The sequence below is a fragment of the Vreelandella sp. DA03-1M genome (assembly GCF_055725665.1).
The window spans coordinates 630212-649688 of record NZ_CM146798.1 but is presented as its reverse complement, the minus strand read 5'-3'; the positions used below and the strand labels follow the sequence as shown (position 1 = coordinate 649688).

The window sequence follows — 19477 nt, the reverse complement described above, 5'->3', positions numbered from 1 at the left end:
GTTGGACGTTCACAACAAGAGGATTTACATGATCGCTCACCGCAGGCGTCAACACCCATCACGGGTGCCCATGCTCACCGTGCTTATCGGGAGCTTGTGGCTAGCCGGCTGTGCCTCGTCCAACAACCTTACACCGCAAGCCAACCCCGCGGCGGCAGAAGCCTATACCCAGCTTGGCGTCGCCTATTTAGGGCGCGATAATCTTCCCCGCGCTCTCAACGCATTGGATCGGGCGCTTGAAATTGCCCCACGCCATGCAGAAGCGCTGCAAGCATTGGCACTGGTTTACCAGCGCCAGGGGGAAAGCGCACTTGCCAACGACTATTTTCAACAGGCGGTGAACGCTGAACCTGACTTCACCCGCGCCCGTAACAACTATGCGGCATTCTTGTACGGTCAGGGCCAATTCAATGCCGCCTGTGAGCAGTTAGAAACCGCATCACAGGATGCCCAGTACGCCAACCGTGCCCAGCTATTTACTAATTTAGGGCAGTGTTACCTGGCGCTGGAAGAATTTGACAAGGCGCGCGCTCGATTGGAGCGCGCGCAGAGTATTGATCCGCGTAATTCACGCGGCTATTTAATGTTAGCTGAACTCGAATATTCGCAGGGCCATTACACTCAGGCCTGGGCGCCGCTGCAAACCTATTTACAGCTCGCCGAGCCCGACCAAGCAGCGCTAAGCATGGCGGTTGATATCGCCCACGCACGCGGCGAGCATGATGTTGCCGCCGAATACCAGCGCTTGCTAGGCAACGACTGACTGATTGACGCCCTGATCACCGCTTATTTAATGAAGGATGCTCAGCCATGAGCGATACACAGTCACAAGAAAACATTATCGATAGTCCTAACACTACTGATAGCGCCTCGCCTGGCGAACTTCTTGCTCGCCAACGCGAACAGCTCGGCATTCCACTCACCGATGCGGCCCGGGCGCTGAATCTGCGCCCCGCAGTCGTGGAAGGGCTTGAGCAGGATGATTACCAGGAAATCCCCGTCGCCGCTTATAGGCGCGGCTATCTGCGCTCTTACGCCAAATACCTGGGAATGGATGACCGGCTGGTGCTTGAAGCGTATCAAGCCCGTAGTGGCGTTACCGACACCGAACACAAAGTGACGCCGGTCTCCACCGCCAGACCGCCCTCTCGCATTGGCGCCTGGCTATTTAAGCTGGTTACTTTACTAGTAATCGCCGGCCTTATCGCTGTGACCGTAATGTGGTGGCAAAGCCGAGGCGGCAACGAGCCGCCGGGCTTTGGCTCAACCTCCACGGAAGAAACCGCCAATGCCACGGCGGAGCCAGCTGAAGCAGAAAACTCCACAGCTGGCTCAAGCTTCACCAGTGGCGATGAGAGCGCGACGCTGCCGAGCAATGCTACCAACGTGTCGCCTTCGTCGTCAGTTACCCAGGATCAAGCCCCCAGCGCACAGGATGACGCTGACGCCGTTGCGGGTCTTAACGAATCAATCCTGGATAGCGATAGCGGCACGTCCAGCACTGCCGCAGAAAGCGATGAACCGAACAGCGCTGAGCAGAATGACAGTGAACAGCTCGCTACCGAACAAGAGAGTAACGCTGACAGCGAGCAAACCGCCGCTGCAGAGCCAGCCACCAATGCCAATGTGCTTGAGCTGACGTTTAACGAGCAGTCGTGGACTGAAATTTTTGATGCCACCAACCAGCGCGTTTTCGTTGGCCTACAAACGCCCGGTACCTCGACAAGCGTCGAAGGTGAACCCCCTTTTCGTTTAACCGTGGGTAATGCCACCGGCGTTGAACTGCGCTACCAAGGCGAGGTCATTGATCTTCCCGCCCGCGCAGGCGCCAACAATGTTGCCCGATTCACTTTGGGAGAGTGACCCGTCCTATGCACGCCCCTTCTCCGATAAAACGCCGCCATTCCCGTCAGATTCAGGTTGGAAATGTAGCCGTGGGCGGTGATGCGCCCATTGCCGTACAAAGCATGACCAACACCAACACCCTGGACGTGGCCGCGACCGTAGCGCAAATTCAGCAGCTGGAAAAAGCCGGCGCAGATATCGTGCGCGTCTCCGTACCTGATATGGACGCCGCCGAAACCTTTGGCCAGATCAAAAAGTTGGTCAATGTCCCGCTGGTTGCCGACATCCATTTTGATTACAAAATTGCCCTGCGCGTTGCCGAGCTAGGCGTCGACTGCCTGCGCATCAACCCAGGCAATATCGGCCGCGAAGACCGCGTACGCGCAGTGGTAAGTGCGGCCCGTGACCATGGGATTCCGATTCGCATCGGCGTCAACGCTGGGTCGCTTGAAAAAGACCTGCAAAAGAAGTACGGCGAGCCAACGCCTGCCGCGCTGGTGGAATCCGCCATGCGCCATATCGACTACCTTGATCGCCTCGATTTCCAAGAATTCAAGGTCAGCGTAAAAGCCTCAGACGTGTTTATGGCAGTCGCCGCCTACCGCGATCTTGCCGAGCGCATTGAACAGCCGCTGCACCTGGGCATTACCGAAGCCGGTGGACTGCGTTCAGGCACGGTGAAATCATCGATTGGCCTGGGCATGCTGCTGATGGACGGTATCGGCGACACGATCCGTGTATCGCTGGCCGCTGATCCGGTGGAAGAGATTAAAGTCGGCTTCGATATGCTGCGAAGCCTCAAGCTGCGCTCTAAAGGGATTAACTTTATTGCCTGCCCTAGCTGCTCACGCCAGAACTTCGACGTCATCAGCACCATGAACCAACTCGAAGAGCGGTTAGAAGACGTGATGACGCCGCTGAACGTCTCGGTAATTGGCTGCGTGGTCAATGGCCCCGGCGAAGCCAAAGAGACCGATATCGGCCTAACCGGCGGCAGCCCCGCCAACCTGGTCTATATCGATGGCAAACCGGCCAGCAAGCTACGTAACGACCACTTGGTCGACGACCTGGAGCAGCTGATTCGTGAGAAAGTGCGCGAAAAACAGCAGCAGCAAGACGCTATGATTGCCCGCAGCGTTTAACCGCTGGGGTTAGCTGCCAGCCTGGGCAACCAGCGCTAAATGGCAGAATAAGGAGTTTTCATTGAGCAAGTCCGCCGTTAAAAAGATTCAAGCCATCCGTGGTATGAACGACTTATTACCCAGCGACAGCCCGCGCTGGCAGTTTTTTGAAGCCAAAGTACGCCAGCTCATGCTGCGCTACGGCTTCAACGAAATTCGCACGCCGATTGTTGAACAAACCGCGCTATTTGCCCGCTCTATTGGCGAAGTGACCGATATCGTCGAAAAAGAGATGTACACCTTCGACGATCGCAACAGCGAAAGTTTGACGCTGCGCCCTGAGGGCACCGCCAGCTGCGTGCGTGCGGCCATGGAGCACGGCCTGCTGTACAACCAAACCCAGCGGTTGTGGTATCAGGGTCCCATGTTCCGTTACGAGCGCCCGCAAAAGGGCCGCTACCGCCAGTTTCATCAAATTGGTGTCGAGGCCTTCGGTTTTGATGGCCCGGATATCGACGCTGAGGTGATTCTGCTTTCAGCGCGGCTTTGGAAAGAGCTGGGGCTAATGGAGCACGTTACCCTTGAGCTTAATTCGTTGGGCTCATCTGAGGCGCGTGCGGCCTATCGCGACACGCTGGTGGCTTATTTTGAGCAGCATCATGATGTGCTTGATGAAGACTCCAAACGCCGCCTAACCAGCAACCCGCTGCGTATTCTCGATTCCAAGAATCCGGCCATGGTCGAGATGCTGGATGCCGCGCCGCAGTTGATGGATCACCTGGATGTGGAATCCCGCGAACACTTCGAGCAGCTCACCAAGATGCTTGAAGCGGCAGGTATAGATTATGTGATCAACCCCCGCCTAGTGCGTGGGCTCGACTACTACTGCCGCACCGTGTTCGAGTGGACCACTACCGCACTGGGCAGCCAAGGCACTGTTTGCGCAGGCGGCCGCTACGACGGCTTGGTCGAGCAGCTGGGCGGCAAGCCTACCCCGGCGGTGGGCTTTGCCATGGGCATTGAGCGGTTGATTCTGCTGCTCGACACCCTGGAATTGATTCCTGCAGACGCACTTGGCGGCTGCGATGTCTATTTGCTACCCATGGATGATAGCGCCACCACGGCGGCTATCACCGTGGCTGAGCAGCTACGTAGCGAGCTACCGGAGCTGCGTTTGCAGCTTCACTGTGGCGGCGGCAGTTTCAAAAGCCGGATTAAAAAAGCCGATAAAAGCAATGCCTCATTGGCAATTCTGCTCGGCGAAGATGAAATCGCCAAGCAGTCGGCGACAGTCAAGTTTCTGCGCGATGACCGTGAACAGCAAAGTGTCTCCCAAGCAGTATTAGGCCGCACGCTGCGCGAGCTTATAACGGCTAACGCATAATACACCCTATAGGTTAGCCGCCTGCTCACATGCGACGGTCTAAACATACGAATTTAGAAGAATAGGAGCCCGCCCGTGGTGGAGCTGAGAAGCGAAGAAGAGCAGCTAGACGCTGTTAAGCGCTGGTGGAAAGAGAACGGCATGTCGTTGATTGCAGGCGCTGTCCTGGCGGCGGCGGGGGTATTCGGCTGGAATGCTTGGCAGAACTATCAGCAGGGTCAGTCAGAAGCCGCCTCCATGCGCTACCAGCAGTTGGTCAACATGACCGCTGGTAACGAGCTTGAAGACGACCAACTGGCAAGCGCGCGAGAAATGGTCGTCGAACTGACCGACGAGCATGGCGACACGCTCTATGCTGAACTCGCCCTGCTGCTTGATGCTCGTCTGGCGGTACAGCAAGGCGACCTGGAAGGTGCGCGTACCGCGCTTGAAAGCGCTGCCGAATCATCGCGGCGCTACGTGCAGAGCCTGGCGTGGCTGCGCCTAGCGCGGGTTGAGCTTGCCGACGGCAATCCCACTCAGGCGCATGCATTGCTGGACGAGCCGATCAGCGACGCCCTGGCGGCCCAACGAGCGAACGTGCGGGGCGATGCCTTTGCTGCTCAAGGCGACACTGACGCGGCCCGTGATGCCTGGGAGACCGCGATGGAAGTGTCACAAACCCAAGACCAGCCGCTTTACGGCGTACAGTTCAAGCTTGACGATCTCGGCGCTGAGGAGGCGACACAATGACTATTAGCACTGTAATTAATTGGGGTATTTCCAAACAGCTGGTACGGGTAAGCGTGGGTGCACTGACGCTGGCACTGTTGGCCGGTTGCGCCAGCAAAGGTGAGCCAGCCTACACTCCCAAAGAGTTGCGCAGTTTCGACGAGACCTCTTCGCTAGACACCCAGTGGCGCCGCAACGTTGGTAGCGGCCTGGGTCGTCAGCGTTACCCCATTGCTCCGGACCGTGAAGGCGACAGCGTTTTTGCAGCAGACGCTGAAGGCGTGGTCATGGCAATGAATGCCAATAGCGGTGCGGTTGAGTGGGAAATTGACCTCGACACCACTATTTCTAGCGCCCTCACCGCGATTGCCGGCCAAGTTTATCTGGCGACCGGTAACGGCGAAGTGATCGCACTGGACCAAGGCGATGGCAGCGAAAGCTGGCGTTCGCGGGTCTCTAGCGAAGTCCTTGCCGCTCCGCAAGCTAACCAGCAACTGCTGGTCGTGCAAAGCGTTGATGGACAGGTCACCGCCTTAGATCGCGCAACTGGTGCAGAGCGCTGGGTATACACCAGCTCACAGCCATCACTCACCCTGCGCGGAACAGGCACGCCGATGGTCATCGACCCGGTGAGCTTCGTTGGCTTGGCCAACGGCCGCTTGGCCACACTGGATAACCGCAGCGGCCAACCGCTATGGGACATGCAGATTGCCACACCACGTGGTCGTAGCGAAGTAGAGCGCCTGGTTGACCTTTCCGGCCAACCGATTATCAGCCCCGATGGCCGCCTGTTCGTGACCAGCTACAATGGTCGTGTCGTCGCTCTAGAAGCCACCCAAGGCGATGTGCTTTGGGAAGCGGATCTATCCAGCCGCCATACGCCGATTCTAGTCGGTGACTTCCTGTTTGTGGTCACCGATGACAGCCAAGTGGTGGCGCTAGATTCTAACAGTGGCCGCGAAGTTTGGCGCAATGACGACTTAGAAGATCGTTGGCTGACCGCCCCGGCCTTCGCCGGCGGCCGCTTGGTCTTCGGTGATTTTGAAGGATATGTTCACCTGATCGACGCCCGTGAAGGCAATATTGTAGGACGCACTCGCGTGCACAGCTCGGGCATTAGCGTTCGCCCGGTCACTGAAGGCAGCACCATTCATGTCCAGGCCAACAATGGTCGCCTGGAAACCCTGGAAGTAACTCCATGACACCCGTCATTGCTTTAGTCGGTCGCCCCAATGTGGGCAAATCGACGCTGTTTAACCGCCTAACGCGCTCGCGTGATGCCCTGGTGGCCGATTTTCCTGGCCTCACCCGCGACCGCAAGTACGGCAACGGCATGCTGGGCGATAAGGTCTATACGGTCATTGATACCGGCGGCATCAGCGGCGACGAAGAGGGTATCGACGCCGCCATGGCGGAGCAGTCACTCGCTGCCATTGATGAAGCCGATATTGTGCTGTTTATGGTCGACGCCCGCGCCGGCCTTATCGCTGCAGACCAGGCGATTGCCAACCACCTGCGGGTTAATCAGAAAAAAACCTGGCTGGTGGTGAATAAAACTGACGGGCTTGAAGAGCATTCGGCGATGGGCGACTTCTGGTCGCTCGGCCTAGGCGACCCCTGGCCGATTGCTGCCGCCCACGGGCGCAACGTTTCCACCCTGATGGACGTGGTACTCGAACCGTTTCCCGAACGCGATGCCAGCATTCCCGCGGACACCGGCAGCAAAGGCGTTCGCATCGGCGTGATTGGCCGCCCGAACGTGGGCAAATCGACCCTCGTCAATCGCCTCCTCGGCGAAGACCGGGTGGTGGTCTTTGATGAAGCGGGCACCACCCGCGATGCCATTGAGATCCCCTTCGAGCGCCGCGGCAAGCCTTATGTACTGATTGATACCGCGGGTATCCGGCGCCGTAAGAACGTGAGCGAAATCGCCGAGAAGTTTTCCATCATCAAGACGCTGGATGCGATTAAAGAGTCGCATGTGGTGATCATGGTACTGGATGGTTCCAGCGGTCTGGTGGAGCAGGATTTGCACCTGCTCGACTACGTATTAACCACCGGTCGCGCGCTGGTGCTGGCAGTCAACAAGTGGGACGGCCTGGAGAGCGAAGCCAAGGACAAGATGCGCACCGAAGTGAAGCGCCGCCTGGGCTTTGCCGATTACGCCGAGCTCCACTTTATCTCTGCCCTTCACGGCACGGCGGTAGGCGATTTGTACCCGTCGATTGACCGCGCCTTTGACGCCGCTAACGCTCACTGGTCGACCAACCGTTTAACGACCCTGCTGCAGGATGCAGTCAGCCAGAACCCGCCACCGATGGTACAAGGCCGACGGATTAAGCTGCGCATGGCCCACCAGGGTGGCAGTAATCCGCCGATTATCGTTGTCCACGGTAACCAAACAGAGTCATTGCCTGAAGCGTACCGTCGTTATCTCACCAATACGTTCCGCAAGGTATTGAAGGTACGCGGCACGCCGATTCGCTTTGAGTTTCGCTCGGGCAGCAATCCGTTTGACACCATGGCGGGCGCCAGCGACAAAGAGAAGGCCAAGAAACGCGAGCTGAACCGCACCAAAGAAGCGCGTAAGAGCCGTCGTTAATTCGCCATCGTAGCTCTCTTGGTTATTTGAATTCGCCCGTTTGCACCGTCAAGCGGGCGTTTTGATTAACCCCTTTCCCAGGTAACACCCGCGATAACAGTTTCGCTTGACAGCGCCCGGTTTCGGCACTCAAATAGCCGCGATTTTACTCAGCTGTCATTCATACCCACACCCTATCATCCACCCCCATCACCACCCTTGCTGCCCTACTTATATGTTGCTTATGCACTGCGTAGGGGGAGAACGTTATGCTTTATGCTGCTCGCCGCTGGCTACTTCTATTGGGCTTAACCAGCCTGTTAACGGGCTGTCTCGCCCTACCTCAAACCGGCCTATTTGCGTTTCGTTTGGCGGTGACCTCCCTGGGGGTCGAAGATGTACGCATTGGCCCTTACAGTATTAATGCTGGATTGGATACGAGCGACCTAACCAGCTTAATCGCTTCCAGCCTTGGCGCGGGCAGTCTGCCCATACAAGCCACCATTGCCATGGGCCTTGGCTTACCCGCTGGGATGCCGCCGGTGGAGATGTCGGGCTTTCGCTGGTCGCTGGATATGCCGGGTGTTGACCCTGTACAGGGTAACTATGAGCAGGATGTCACGCTGACCTCTGGCGACGATGCCAATTTACGCCTGCCGGTTGCCTTTGATGTGCTGGGAACCGACACCCAAAAAATGGCGCCGATGCTTGAACTTGCCAGTCAGCTGGCGTCTCAAGGCGAGCTACCGACCGGTAGCCAACTGGCTATCACGCCTGGCGATCTGCGCGGCTTAGGTATGCGGCTTCCTGCGGGACTATTAACGCCTACCATTCGCCTAAATGTCGGTGCCGATGGGCAGTTAGTACCCCAGCGTTGAGGGTTTGTATCTAGAAGCTTACAGCCAGTCCTCTGCGGCCTAGCCTTGGTTCAGAGGGGTAGTCAATTCAGCATCCATACTCACCCTTAGGTGGGTTATGATGAGGGATTGATTTACTGCTATCAGCGGTTATCTTGTGTGCAAGAAATTCTTTCGTCTATAAGGAAACCGACTCATGCGCTGGCTTCGCCCTCTCGCTATAACCACTTTATGTGCGTCTATCGCCGCTTGTACCACCTCGCCCACCGGGCGTTCGCAGCTACTGCTGCTCTCTGATGGTGAACTCAATGAGATGGGCCGCCAGGCATTTTCTCAATATCAGCAGGAGCTTCCCAGCGCTGGACAAGCGAGTCAGCGCTATGTGCAGTGTATTGCCGATGCCATCGTGGCAGAACTGCCCGCACAGCAGCAGCAGTTAGACTGGCAAATCCGCGTGTTTGAATCCGAACAGCCCAACGCCTTCGCGCTACCCGGCGGCTATATGGGGGTGAATACCGGCATGCTGGATATTGCCACTAGCCAAGACCAACTGGCTTCCGTAATCGGTCACGAAATTGGTCACGTACTGGCCAACCATGCCAATGAACGCGCCTCAACCGAGAGCGCCACCTCGTTAGGCCTGTCGGTTATTTCCAGTACTTCCGGCATGCAGTCTGCCGGTGGCCAGCAGTTGATGGGCGTACTCGGCATGGGCGCGCAGTACGGTATCGTACTGCCGTTCTCCCGGGCCCATGAGAGTGAGGCTGACGTGATTGGCCTGGAGCTAATGGCGCAAGCCGGTTTCGACCCACGTGAGAGTGTTACTCTGTGGGAAAACATGCAGGCGGTGTCCGGTGGTGGCGCACCCCCGGAGTGGATGTCCACTCACCCTGGTCAAGGCCAGCGCATCCAAGGCTTGCAAGGTAATATGGATCAAGCCCTGACTGTCTATGAGCAGGCTCGCAGCAATGGTCGTACACCCAACTGCCCGCGTCCCTAATGCTTCGCTGAGTGAGTCGGCTATTGAGGTTTAAATGATCAAGCTGGGATTACTGTTGCTAGTGCTGCCTCTGTTTGTGCTGATGGGCGTGTATTTCTGGGAGCTCAACGACGTACGTGCGTGTCAGCTTGATGGCGGCCATTGGGACTATATCGAGAGTGCCTGTAGAGACGCCCCCCAACCCTTTGTCTCCTGGCTGGAGCGCTCGCCGCTGTTAGTCAATGGCGGCATGCTGCTCTCGGTGGTGGGGCTAGTGATGAGTATGGTGGGGTTGTACGTCAAGCGCGCTAGGTAAAGCGTTATCAGCGGTACAAAAAAAACGGGGGCGGATTCACTATCCGCCCCCGTTTTTTTTAGCAGCGTTGACTAGATGCGATTATGAATAGTTAAGCGATTGGCGCAGCATTTCGCGCACGGGCGCGGTTTCGGGGCGCACATTGCGCCACAGAAAGAACGACTCAGCGGCCTGCTCGACCAGCATGCCTAAGCCATCAAGCAACTTCGCACCACGCGGGCCTGCCCATTGTAAAAATACCGTCGGCTCGGCTCCGTACATCATGTCGTAGGCCCAGGCGTTGGTGTTAAACAACGTATCAGGTAGCGGCGGTAAGTCGCCTGAAAGGCTAGCGCTGGTGCCGTTAATCACCACATCAAACGTACCGTCAAGAGTGTCAAAGCCGCCGCCAGTGATAGGCCCCAGATCAGCAAAATCGCTGGCCAGTTGCTCGGCTTTGGCGGCGGTGCGATTGACCACGACGAGCTCGCTGGGCTGCTCGGCAAGCAGGGGCTCCAGAATGCCGCGCACGGCGCCGCCGGCGCCTACCACCAAAATACGCTTTCCCGCCAACGCTACGCGGTGATAGGCCAAGTCACGTACTAAGCCAATACCGTCGGTGGTATCGCCGTAGGTACGGCCATTGCCCCCCAGGATCAGCGTATTCACCGCCCCTGCACGACGGGCGCGGTGGCTCAAGGTGTCGCACAACGCAAAGGCATCGCCCTTGAACGGCACGGTAACATTAGCCCCACGCCCGCCCGCATCGATAAAGGCGCGCCACGCGCCTGCAAAGCCATCCAACGGTGCTTCTTCAGCGGTGTACTCAAGCGCTTGTTGGGTTTGATGGGCAAACTCAGCGTGGATCAGCGGTGACTTGGAGTGCTTGATGGGGTTGCCAAATACGCAGTAACGATCGGTCATGAGAGCTCTCCGCTTATTCTTTTACCTGCACCCGCAGCGGATTCACCGAGCCAGTCGCGGGGATGTAAGAAGTCTTGCAAGCGCGCTTCAGCGCTGCCGGGTTCCGGCTCAAAGGCGTACTCCCAGCGAGCCAAGGGGGGCATCGACATTAAAATGGACTCTGTGCGCCCACCGCTCTGTAGGCCAAACAGCGTACCGCGATCCCATACCAGATTGAACTCCACATAGCGGCCACGACGATAAAGCTGGAACTCGCGTTCGCGCTCGCTCCAAGTATCGTTTTTGCGGCGCTCCACGATGGGCAAATAAGCCTCAAGGAAGCTGTCGCCCACCGCCCGCTGCATGGCAAAACACTCGGCAAACTCGCCTTCATTTAAGTCATCGAAAAACAGCCCGCCTACGCCGCGGGTCTCATCGCGATGCTTGAGATAAAAGTACTCGTCGCACCAGGATTTGTAGCGGGCGTAAACGTCATCGCCAAAGGGATCGCAGGCGGCTTTGGCGACTTGATGCCAATGGACGACATCCTCCATCACGGGATAAAACGGCGTTAAGTCGAAACCGCCGCCAAACCACCATACCGGTGGCTCGCCGACTTTTTCTGCAATAAAGAAGCGCACATTGCCATGGCTGGTGGGGACATGAGGGCTTTCAGGGTGCAGCACCCAGGAAACGCCCACCGCGTGGAAGCTACGCCCGGTAAGTTCAGGGCGCGCGGCGGTAGCGGAAGGCGGCAGCTGAGTGCCATACACATGTGAAAAGTTGACGCCGCCCTTTTCAAATACGCCGCCATTAGTCATCACCCGCGAGCGACCACCGCCCCCCTCTTCACGCTCCCAACTATCTTCTTGGAACTGGGCAGCCCCGTCGGCTTCGGCTAATCCAGCGCAGAGCCTTTCCTGCAAATCAAGAAGGTAGCGTTTAACGTCATCAAGGTGCTCGTGGGCCACGGTAACTCCTGGGTGGTGAATCGTGAGTGAAAAGTAGTAAGCAGTGAATATTAATCAGTGGTGAGTAGTGAACCAAAGTGCGGCTAAGAACGCATGACTTTGCCAGTGGCTAAATCCCTGATAGTGCTCGGTTTGGCATTGCCGCCTAGCTCGCCTTTCACCACATAGGCCACTTCATCGCCAAAGATTGAAGTGATTTCAGCGACACTCATGGCGGGCGGCTCCCCGGAGCGGTTGGCCGAGGTCGATACCAGCGGGCCGCCAAAGGCCTCACAAAGCGCTTTCATTAGTGGGTGGTCGGTGACTCGAAGCGCCACACGTTCGTGAGCGCCGCGCACCAGCCCATGGCTGCGGCCATTATCAGGCACTAACCAGGTGTTCGGACCCGGCCAGCTTGCCGCGAGAGGGGCGTGCATCGCTAAAGGAAGCTGGCTTAACCAGGGTTGGAACTGCTCAATACTGGCGGCAACGAGAATGACCCCTTTAGCCGGATCACGCTCTTTCATACGCATCAGGTGCGCTAAGGCTTCGTCGTTCTCAGGGTCGCAGCTAAGCCCCCAAACCGCTTCGGTGGGACAAGCAATCACGCCACCTTCACGCAGCGCGTTAATCGCAGGGGCTAGATCGGCAGCTAAACTCATGGTCTCTCCTCACCGTCAGGGCGAACATGCCCGCATCCTATCATGAGCGCGGCAGCCGCACCCAGCCTCCGGCCTGCTGGGTTACCCAGCCCTCTAGCTCCAGCATCAGCAAGCGCTGCTGACAGTCACTGACTGACACACCGGTGGAATGCACTAAGAGATCGATCGGCGTTGGGGTAGCTGATAATGACGTTAACAATGAATCGGGCAAGTTGTCGTCTGAAAAGCTATCGTCTGACAAGCTATCGGAAAGAGGTGCTTGCTCCGATGGTTTGTCTTCGGTCGCAGGTTGGATAAACGCCTCCGCCCAGTGGCCAAGATCGGCAATGATATCGTCGACACTGCAGGCCAGATGAGCCGCCCCTTGACGCAGTAGTGCCAAACAGCCGCGGGCCTGCACGTTGTGCAGCGAACCGGGCAGCACGAACAGCTCACGATTTTGCTCTAAGGTGAGCCGCGCACTGACCAATGAACCGCTTTTTTCGGTGGCCTCGACCACCAGTGTGCCGAGCGAAAGGCCAGTCACGATTCTATTACGGCGCGGAAAAAACGCTGGGCGGGCCAAGGTGCCAGGCGGATGCTCAGATAACAGTAGCCCACCGGGCAGACGACTGAGCTGTTCATGAAGGTCACGATGGGAAGCGGGATAGATGACATCCACACCGCAGCCGAGTACCGCCACCGTGCTTCCACCGGCGGCTAAGGCCGCACGCTGGGCAACGCCGTCCACCCCTAGCGCCATACCACTCACCACACACCAGCCGCGGTGGGCCAGGTCACGGGCAAACGTTTGAGCATTGTGGGTGCCTTCCCCCGTCGGGCGGCGGGTACCCACTATGGCCAGTTTGGGGCCTTCCAGTGCGCCAAGATCGCCCTGGGCCCATAGCACCACGGGCGGATCAGGTAGCTCGTTTAACAGGTCAGGCCATGCAGGGTGGTGACGATGCAGTATATGCCGACTGGGGCCTCGCTGCTGCCACGCTAGTGTTTCATCAATGACCTTTTGCAACGGGCTGCGTGTAGGGTGCTCAAGCCACAGCCTCAATTCACTGGCCGCTCGACTAGGCAGGGCGGCCAGCCAACCTTCCGGCCACCGTGGCTGTCGGGCAACCAATTGCGCGATACGCAGCGCTCCCATACTCGGCAACGCATTGACCGCCAGCCACTCCTGGGCGTCCATACTCTCTCCTTATTAAACGCGTTTTGCCACCCGCTAGTCAGCCGGCGACTCCACTTGATCCCCCACTTCCAACACACGGGATGCCTGCATCACCAACGCGTAGCTGACGCGATCATAGGGCTTGAAGACCATCACGATTCCCGCCTCGCTGCTGGGCAGTTGGACTAGTTCCTGGGTACGTGGGTCTTTGATCAGCTCTCCTTGCTGATTAACCCGCAGCACATGCCCCGCCTGCAAACCATTCAAGGTGCCCAGATCCAGCGCGACAATTTGGTAGCGGCCGATAAAACGCAAGCCACCTGGTACGGCAATAATATGGCCTTCAACCGCATTTAACGGCGCACGGGGCATAAACTCACTGCTCAGCTCGCGCTCTTCCAGCGGAAGAATAATATCGTTAACGCGCACTTCCTGATGGGAGCTCACGACTTCAAGCTGGGCAATATCGCCCTCACTGCTGATATGTCGGGCGACGCCTACATTAATCAGCTCTAAGCCAAGCGGCGTACCATCCATCGCTTGGTAGGGTTCTGATTGCCGGAAGATACCCACCTCACCATGACGCGGCACCTCACCACGCACGTATAAACGATCCCCGGCACCGCTGATCAAGCGTCGATCATTACCGGCGACCACATAGGCTAATTCCTGCAACGCTTCAACATCATCCACGACGCGATGTTCGCGCAAAAAGGCCCGCGCCACCTCCATGGGAATCGGCGCAATCGCTTCGCGATGGGGCAAGGTACGCATCTGCGGTGAAAGCTTCACCACATTTTGGCCACGCTCCAGCGCTAAGCAGGGGGTACCCTGGCAGTCGCCAAGAACAAGTACATCACCGGGATAAATCAGGTGCGGGTTGGCAATCTGAGGGTTGTGCTGCCATAGCTGGGGCCACTGCCAGGGGGTGTGCAGAAAACGTCCGGCGATACCCCATAGCGTGTCACCTGACACCACCTGATAACGTTCAGGCGCATCGCTGCGCAGGCGTTCCCACGCCGCTGCGTCAACGCTCATTAGCATGACAACACTCAGCAGCAGAGCGCCAAAAGCGTCACGATAGGCGTGTTGTTTAGCCGCCATCCTGCTCTCCCCTTTCCTATAAGTAAGTACAAAATTCTATTGTTGATAACACGCCATGCGCCTTGGCTACCCATGCCCAGAAACGTTGACAGCATGATATAGTGACCCATCATAAAGTACCTAGGCTAGAAGACGCTCGTCATTGCCTAGCTTGACTTAATTTAGACTCAGCATAACGGTGATTGTAACGTCATGGCCAAACTTCCTATTCTTGAATTCCCCGATGAGCGCCTGCGCACCAAGGCTGCCCCGGTGGAAACCGTCGATGATGAAGTGCGTAAACTTGTCGACGATATGCTGGAGACCATGTATGACGCCCGTGGTATCGGTCTTGCCGCGACGCAAATCGATGTTCATCGACGCGTTGTCGTTATGGACGTCAGCGACGATAACTCTCAGCCGCTGGTGCTCATCAACCCGCGCTATACACCCATTGGAGACGAGCAAGAGCTACTTTCGGAAGGCTGCCTGTCGATTCCCGAGCACTACGCCGAAGTACCGCGCTACCTTAAGGTGCAGCTCAACGCGCTTGATCGTAATGGCGAGGCTTATGAGTTAGAGGCTGAGGGTTTGCTGGCACACTGTATTCAGCACGAGTACGACCACCTTGAGGGCGTGCTATTTGTTGACTATCTGTCGCCGCTAAAGCGTGACCGCATCCGTAAGAAAATGCAGAAACGCCATAAGCAGATGCAGGACGCCTAGACCGTTTTCCTCCTTACATTTTAGATACGCCAGGTAGCTCTCAACTTATGTCACGATTGCGCGTTGTTTTTGCTGGCACGCCTGAATTCGCCGCTTCAAGTCTTGCAACGCTGCTGGAAAGCCAGCACGAAGTGGTCGCGGCTTATACCCAACCGGATCGCCCCGCTGGCCGCGGCCGTAAACTCACGCCCAGTCCGGTCAAACAACTGGCGCTAGAGCACGGCCTGCCCGTTTATCAGCCTCAGACGCTAAAAGAGCCCGGTGCTCAAGCTGAGTTAGCCGCACTGAATGCCGATATTATGGTGGTGGTTGCCTATGGGCTGCTGCTTCCCCAGGCCGTGTTGGACATACCGCGTTTAGGTTGCGTTAACGTCCACGCCTCGCTGCTGCCCCGCTGGCGCGGCGCTGCCCCCATTCAGCGGGCCATCGAAGCGGGCGATAGCGTCTCGGGCGTGACCATCATGCAGATGGACGCTGGTCTGGATACCGGCGCAATGCTTTCAGAAGTGCGCACGCCGATTACGCCACGCACCACCGGCGGCGATTTGCACGACCGGCTCGCCATTCAGGGCGCCAATGCCTTGATTAATACGCTGGATGCGTTGGCCACCGGCGCCGCTCACGCCACACCCCAGCCGGACGAAGGCGTGACCTACGCTGCCAAACTCAGCAAAGCGGAAGCCGAGCTCGACTTTGACCAGCCCGCGCATCAGCTAGCCAGTAAAATTCGCGCCTTTAATCCCTGGCCAGTGGCTTGGTGCGCGCTGGGTGATGATCGCCTACGCTTTCTGATGGCGAACGTAGAAGAAGGCGAGCAGCCACCCAGCGCCCCAGGCACGCTACTCGATCACGGCGACGATCACCTCCGCATTGCCTGCGGCACCGACGGTCGCGAAGTATTGTGCATCACCAGCGCGCAGCTGCCCGGCGGTAAAGCCATGGCCGTGCGAGAGCTACTTAATGCGCGTCACGCACGCCTGGCCACCGGCGTTCGTCTTGGCGCTCGTCTCGGTAAACCAGCGGCTCAGGCCAGCGAAGGAGAAACACCATGAGCCAAAAGCGCTCCCCTCAAAGCGGTGGCAGTGGCCAAGAAGTTCGCGCTGCTGCGGCTCGCGCGCTGGCCCCTGTACTCAGCGACCAAGGCTCACTGGCGGGATTGGATGAGCACAGCGTAGTGGCTCGCGACCGCGGCCTGCTGAAAGAGCTCTGCTTCGGCACCTGCCGTCGCTTACCGCGTCTTGAAGCGTTAGCGGGCGTGTTGCTTAAGCAACCGTTTAAGAAGCGCGACAGCGATGTTCAGGCGCTACTGCTGGTAGGTATTTATCAACTGCTCTATATGCGCATCCCCGCCCACGCGGCGGTAGGCGAAACCGCGGGCGCTGCGCGCTTACTGAATAAGGAGTGGGCTACTCGCGTATTAAATGGTTGCTTGCGGCGCCTACAGCGCGAATCCGAGGCGCTCCAGGCCCAGGTAGACCGCGATGAGAGCGTAGCGTTAGAGCATCCGCCCTGGCTGCTTAACGCCTTGCGCCAGGCGTGGCCAGAGCAGTGGCGCAATATCATCGAAGCCAACAATCACGCCGGCCCCATGACGCTAAGGGTGAATCAGCACCACAACGACCGGGAAGCCTATCTAGGCATGCTCACCGAACAGGGCTTGAACGGCCACTTATGCCCCCATGCCCCAGACGCTATCACCCTGGAAACACCCTGCGATGTGCTGTCGCTGCCTGGCTTTGAAGAAGGCCACGTTAGCGTTCAGGACGAAGCCGCTCAGCTATCGGCGGTGTTGCTAGGCCCGACGCTCGCGCCACGGCCAGGCGCGCACGTTTTGGATGCTTGCTGCGCCCCCGGTGGCAAAACAGCCCATTTGCTCGAGCAGTTCGACATCAACCTGACCGCGATCGATAGCGACAACCAGCGCCTGGCACGGGTGGAGGACACGCTCAGCCGTCTCGGCGTTGAGGCGGTACTCGAACACGCCGATGCGACCGAGCGTGACTGGTGGAGCGGCACGCCGTTTGATGCGATCCTGCTCGATGCCCCCTGCTCGGGCACCGGCGTTATTCGACGCCACCCCGATATTAAAAAGTTGCGCCGTAAAGACGATATTCGCCCGTTGGCCAAGCTTCAACGCCAGCTGTTAGATAACCTTTGGCCGATGCTGCGCGAAGGCGGCACCCTGCTCTACGCCACCTGCTCGGTGCTGCCGGAAGAGAACAGTGAGCAGATTGAGGCGTTTCTCGCCCGCACGCCCGACGCTCATGTCACCACGCCTAACGACGTTGGCTGGGGAATTGTCAGCGGCGCGGGTCGCCAACTGTTCCCGGCCCAGAGCAGTCACGATGGCTTTTTTTATGCCAGACTAGAGAAGCGCACTGCCTAAGCGCTCACTGATGCCAAGGCAGTGAATTTATGACAAGGAAGGAGGTACTATGAGTCATCATACTTATAAACACGTGGAACTGACCGGCTCTTCCGAGAAAGGTATTGAGGAAGCGGTACAGAACGCTCTGGCCAAGGCGTCAGAGACTATTAAGCACATGCGCTGGTTGGAAGTAGTCGATACGCGTGGCCATATTGAAGACGGTCAGGTGACCCACTGGCAGGTCACGGTTAAAGTCGGCTTTACACTAGAATAATCCTCACCTGCTTTTCGACGGCGGCTGGTTTACACTGGCCGCCGTCTTTATTGCAGCGCATGATAGACCTCGCCTGATTTTAACGGCATGGCCTTAACGACATGGTCTCAACAACATCGCGCGCTGGCGCTTTTAATGGAACCGATGCTCAGCAATGAAAATCATCATTCTCGGCGCCGGCCAGGTCGGCGGCACACTGGCTGAACACCTCGCCCGCGAGGAAAACGACATTACTGTCGTTGATACCGACGCCAAAAAACTGCGCGACCTGCACACCAAACTCGATATCCGCACCGTCACCGGGGCGGGTTCCTACCCGATTGTGCTGCGCCAGGCAGGCTGCGAAGACGCCGATATGTTGATCGCCGTCACCAACAGCGACGAGATCAATATGATCGCCTGCCAGGTAGCCCACACGCTGTTTCGCACCCCGACCAAAATTGCCCGGGTGCGCGCCACCGCGTATTTAACCCGTAAAGGCCTTTTTGCCCACGAAGCGATCCCCATTGATGTACTGATCAGCCCCGAGCAGGTGGTCACCGACCACGTGCGCCGCCTGATTGAGCACCCCGGTGCCCTACAGGTGCTGGAGTTTGCCGGTGGCTTGGTACAGCTGGTGGCGGTGAAGGCGTTTTACGGCGGCCCGCTGGTAGGCCAGGATTTGGCCTTTCTACGTCGCCATATGCCCAACGTGGATACCCGCGTGGCGGCGATCTACCGCCGCAACCGGCCGATTATTCCCCGCGGCGATACGGTCATCGAGGCTGACGACGAAGTGTTCTTCCTCGCCGCCCGCCGGGATATTCGCGCGGTCATGAGCGAGCTAAGGCGGGTCGAGCGCGATTTCCGCCGCGTGGTGATTGCCGGGGGCGGCAATATCGGCGAGCGGCTAGCAGAGCATTTGGAGCATAGCCACCAGGTCAAGATCATCGAGCACAACCTGGAGCGCTGCACCACTCTATCTGAACGCCTGGATCGCACCGTGGTGCTCCACGGCAGCGCCACCAGCAAGCGTCTGCTGGAAGAGGAAAATATCGAAGAGTGCGATATCTTCTGCGCGCTGACCAACGACGACGAGGTCAATATCATGTCGTCGCTGCTCGCCAAGCGTTTAGGGGCCAAGAAGGTGTTGACGCTGATTAACAACGCCGCTTATGTGGATTTGGTGCAGGGTGGCGAGATCGATATCGCTATTTCCCCCCAGCAGGCCACCATCGGCAGCCTGCTGACCCATGTGCGTCGCGGCGACATCGTCAACGTCCACTCGCTGCGCCGGGGTGCCGCTGAAGCCATTGAAGCCATTGCCCACGGTGACAAGCAGTCGTCTAAAGTGGTGGGCCGCACCATTCGCGAGATCGACCTGCCCGACGGCACCACCATCGGTGCGATTGTGCGCGGCAAGGAAGTCATTATCGCTCATGGCGACGTGATGGTGGAGAGCGGCGACCACGTGATCCTATTCGTGATCGACAAGCGCCGCATTCGCGATGTGGAGCGCCTGTTCCAAGTCGGCTTAACGTTCTTTTGATAACCTTCGAATTCCTGCCACTGGCTGCTAAAAACAGGAGCATGCGACAAC

20 protein-coding genes are annotated in these 19477 nt (G+C 57.9%); 15 read left to right on the top strand and 5 right to left on the bottom strand.

The genetic code is table 11. The annotated features are described in order from the left end of the window. The first annotated feature begins 28 nt into the window (after positions 1 to 28). The 10 genes from pilW to ACXUPB_RS02990 all read left to right on the top strand — a co-directional run bounded on the left by pilW (position 29) and on the right by ACXUPB_RS02990 (position 9794). Positions 29 to 763, top strand: coding sequence for a type IV pilus biogenesis/stability protein PilW (gene pilW, locus ACXUPB_RS03035; RefSeq protein WP_472955263.1), 735 nt, complete (start codon positions 29 to 31; stop codon positions 761 to 763). A gap of 47 nt (positions 764 to 810) precedes the next feature. Then, the gene (locus ACXUPB_RS03030) at positions 811 to 1863 is read left to right on the top strand and encodes a RodZ domain-containing protein (protein ID WP_472955261.1); all 1053 of its coding nucleotides are present in this window, start codon (positions 811 to 813) and stop codon (positions 1861 to 1863) included. 8 nt (positions 1864 to 1871) lie between these two features. Beyond that, positions 1872 to 2987: a flavodoxin-dependent (E)-4-hydroxy-3-methylbut-2-enyl-diphosphate synthase gene (gene ispG, locus ACXUPB_RS03025; protein WP_035564589.1), complete on the top strand. Its 1116-nt coding sequence runs from the start codon at positions 1872 to 1874 to the stop codon at positions 2985 to 2987. A gap of 61 nt (positions 2988 to 3048) precedes the next feature. Further along, entirely contained in the window at positions 3049 to 4350 is a 1302-nt protein-coding gene (gene hisS / locus ACXUPB_RS03020; protein ID WP_179916878.1) for a histidine--tRNA ligase, read from the top strand. Positions 4351 to 4425: 75 nt separating this feature from the next. Continuing rightward, on the top strand, positions 4426 to 5082 hold the full coding sequence (locus tag ACXUPB_RS03015; RefSeq protein ID WP_008959769.1) for a YfgM family protein: 657 nt from the start codon (positions 4426 to 4428) through the stop codon (positions 5080 to 5082). Then, positions 5079 to 6263: an outer membrane protein assembly factor BamB gene (bamB, locus tag ACXUPB_RS03010; protein ID WP_179916879.1), complete on the top strand. Its 1185-nt coding sequence runs from the start codon at positions 5079 to 5081 to the stop codon at positions 6261 to 6263. Before ACXUPB_RS03015 ends, bamB begins: the two co-directional genes overlap by 4 nt. After that, positions 6260 to 7663: a ribosome biogenesis GTPase Der gene (gene der, locus ACXUPB_RS03005; protein ID WP_035564598.1), complete on the top strand. Its 1404-nt coding sequence runs from the start codon at positions 6260 to 6262 to the stop codon at positions 7661 to 7663. Before bamB ends, der begins: the two co-directional genes overlap by 4 nt. A gap of 248 nt (positions 7664 to 7911) precedes the next feature. Continuing rightward, the gene (locus ACXUPB_RS03000) at positions 7912 to 8520 is read left to right on the top strand and encodes a hypothetical protein (protein ID WP_339934318.1); all 609 of its coding nucleotides are present in this window, start codon (positions 7912 to 7914) and stop codon (positions 8518 to 8520) included. Positions 8521 to 8695: 175 nt separating this feature from the next. Then, on the top strand, positions 8696 to 9499 hold the full coding sequence (locus tag ACXUPB_RS02995; protein WP_339934317.1) for a M48 family metallopeptidase: 804 nt from the start codon (positions 8696 to 8698) through the stop codon (positions 9497 to 9499). A gap of 34 nt (positions 9500 to 9533) precedes the next feature. Next, positions 9534 to 9794, top strand: coding sequence for a hypothetical protein (locus ACXUPB_RS02990; protein ID WP_035564604.1), 261 nt, complete (start codon positions 9534 to 9536; stop codon positions 9792 to 9794). A gap of 81 nt (positions 9795 to 9875) precedes the next feature. Here ACXUPB_RS02990 and aroE read toward each other — a convergent pair whose 3' ends face one another. From aroE to ACXUPB_RS02965, 5 genes are all read right to left on the bottom strand, one after another. Next, positions 9876 to 10697, bottom strand: a complete 822-nt coding sequence (gene aroE / locus ACXUPB_RS02985; protein WP_339934315.1) for a shikimate dehydrogenase — start codon at positions 10695 to 10697, stop codon at positions 9876 to 9878. Then, positions 10694 to 11647, bottom strand: a complete 954-nt coding sequence (hemF, locus tag ACXUPB_RS02980; protein ID WP_339934314.1) for an oxygen-dependent coproporphyrinogen oxidase — start codon at positions 11645 to 11647, stop codon at positions 10694 to 10696. The genes aroE and hemF overlap by 4 nt, the downstream gene beginning before the upstream one ends. A gap of 83 nt (positions 11648 to 11730) precedes the next feature. Next, complete coding sequence (gene tsaC, locus ACXUPB_RS02975) at positions 11731 to 12288, bottom strand: L-threonylcarbamoyladenylate synthase type 1 TsaC (RefSeq protein WP_339934313.1); 558 nt, start codon at positions 12286 to 12288, stop codon at positions 11731 to 11733. 40 nt (positions 12289 to 12328) lie between these two features. Next, the gene (gene dprA, locus ACXUPB_RS02970) at positions 12329 to 13468 is read right to left on the bottom strand and encodes a DNA-processing protein DprA (RefSeq protein WP_339934312.1); all 1140 of its coding nucleotides are present in this window, start codon (positions 13466 to 13468) and stop codon (positions 12329 to 12331) included. A gap of 33 nt (positions 13469 to 13501) precedes the next feature. Then, positions 13502 to 14551: a LysM peptidoglycan-binding domain-containing protein gene (locus ACXUPB_RS02965; RefSeq protein ID WP_472955257.1), complete on the bottom strand. Its 1050-nt coding sequence runs from the start codon at positions 14549 to 14551 to the stop codon at positions 13502 to 13504. Between the two features lie 192 nt (positions 14552 to 14743). Here ACXUPB_RS02965 and def point away from each other — a divergent pair, with 192 nt between their 5' ends. The 5 genes from def to trkA all read left to right on the top strand — a co-directional run bounded on the left by def (position 14744) and on the right by trkA (position 19426). Further along, positions 14744 to 15256, top strand: coding sequence for a peptide deformylase (gene def, locus ACXUPB_RS02960; protein ID WP_339934310.1), 513 nt, complete (start codon positions 14744 to 14746; stop codon positions 15254 to 15256). 47 nt (positions 15257 to 15303) lie between these two features. Continuing rightward, a complete protein-coding gene (gene fmt, locus ACXUPB_RS02955; RefSeq protein ID WP_472955255.1) occupies positions 15304 to 16308 on the top strand; it encodes a methionyl-tRNA formyltransferase in 1005 nt (334 codons plus the stop codon). Further along, positions 16305 to 17642, top strand: a complete 1338-nt coding sequence (rsmB, locus tag ACXUPB_RS02950; protein ID WP_472955254.1) for a 16S rRNA (cytosine(967)-C(5))-methyltransferase RsmB — start codon at positions 16305 to 16307, stop codon at positions 17640 to 17642. Before fmt ends, rsmB begins: the two co-directional genes overlap by 4 nt. 49 nt (positions 17643 to 17691) lie before the next feature. After that, a complete protein-coding gene (locus ACXUPB_RS02945; protein WP_339934307.1) occupies positions 17692 to 17898 on the top strand; it encodes a dodecin in 207 nt (68 codons plus the stop codon). A 154-nt stretch (positions 17899 to 18052) separates the two neighbouring features. Beyond that, positions 18053 to 19426: a Trk system potassium transporter TrkA gene (gene trkA / locus ACXUPB_RS02940; RefSeq protein WP_339934306.1), complete on the top strand. Its 1374-nt coding sequence runs from the start codon at positions 18053 to 18055 to the stop codon at positions 19424 to 19426. Positions 19427 to 19477: the final 51 nt, after the last annotated feature.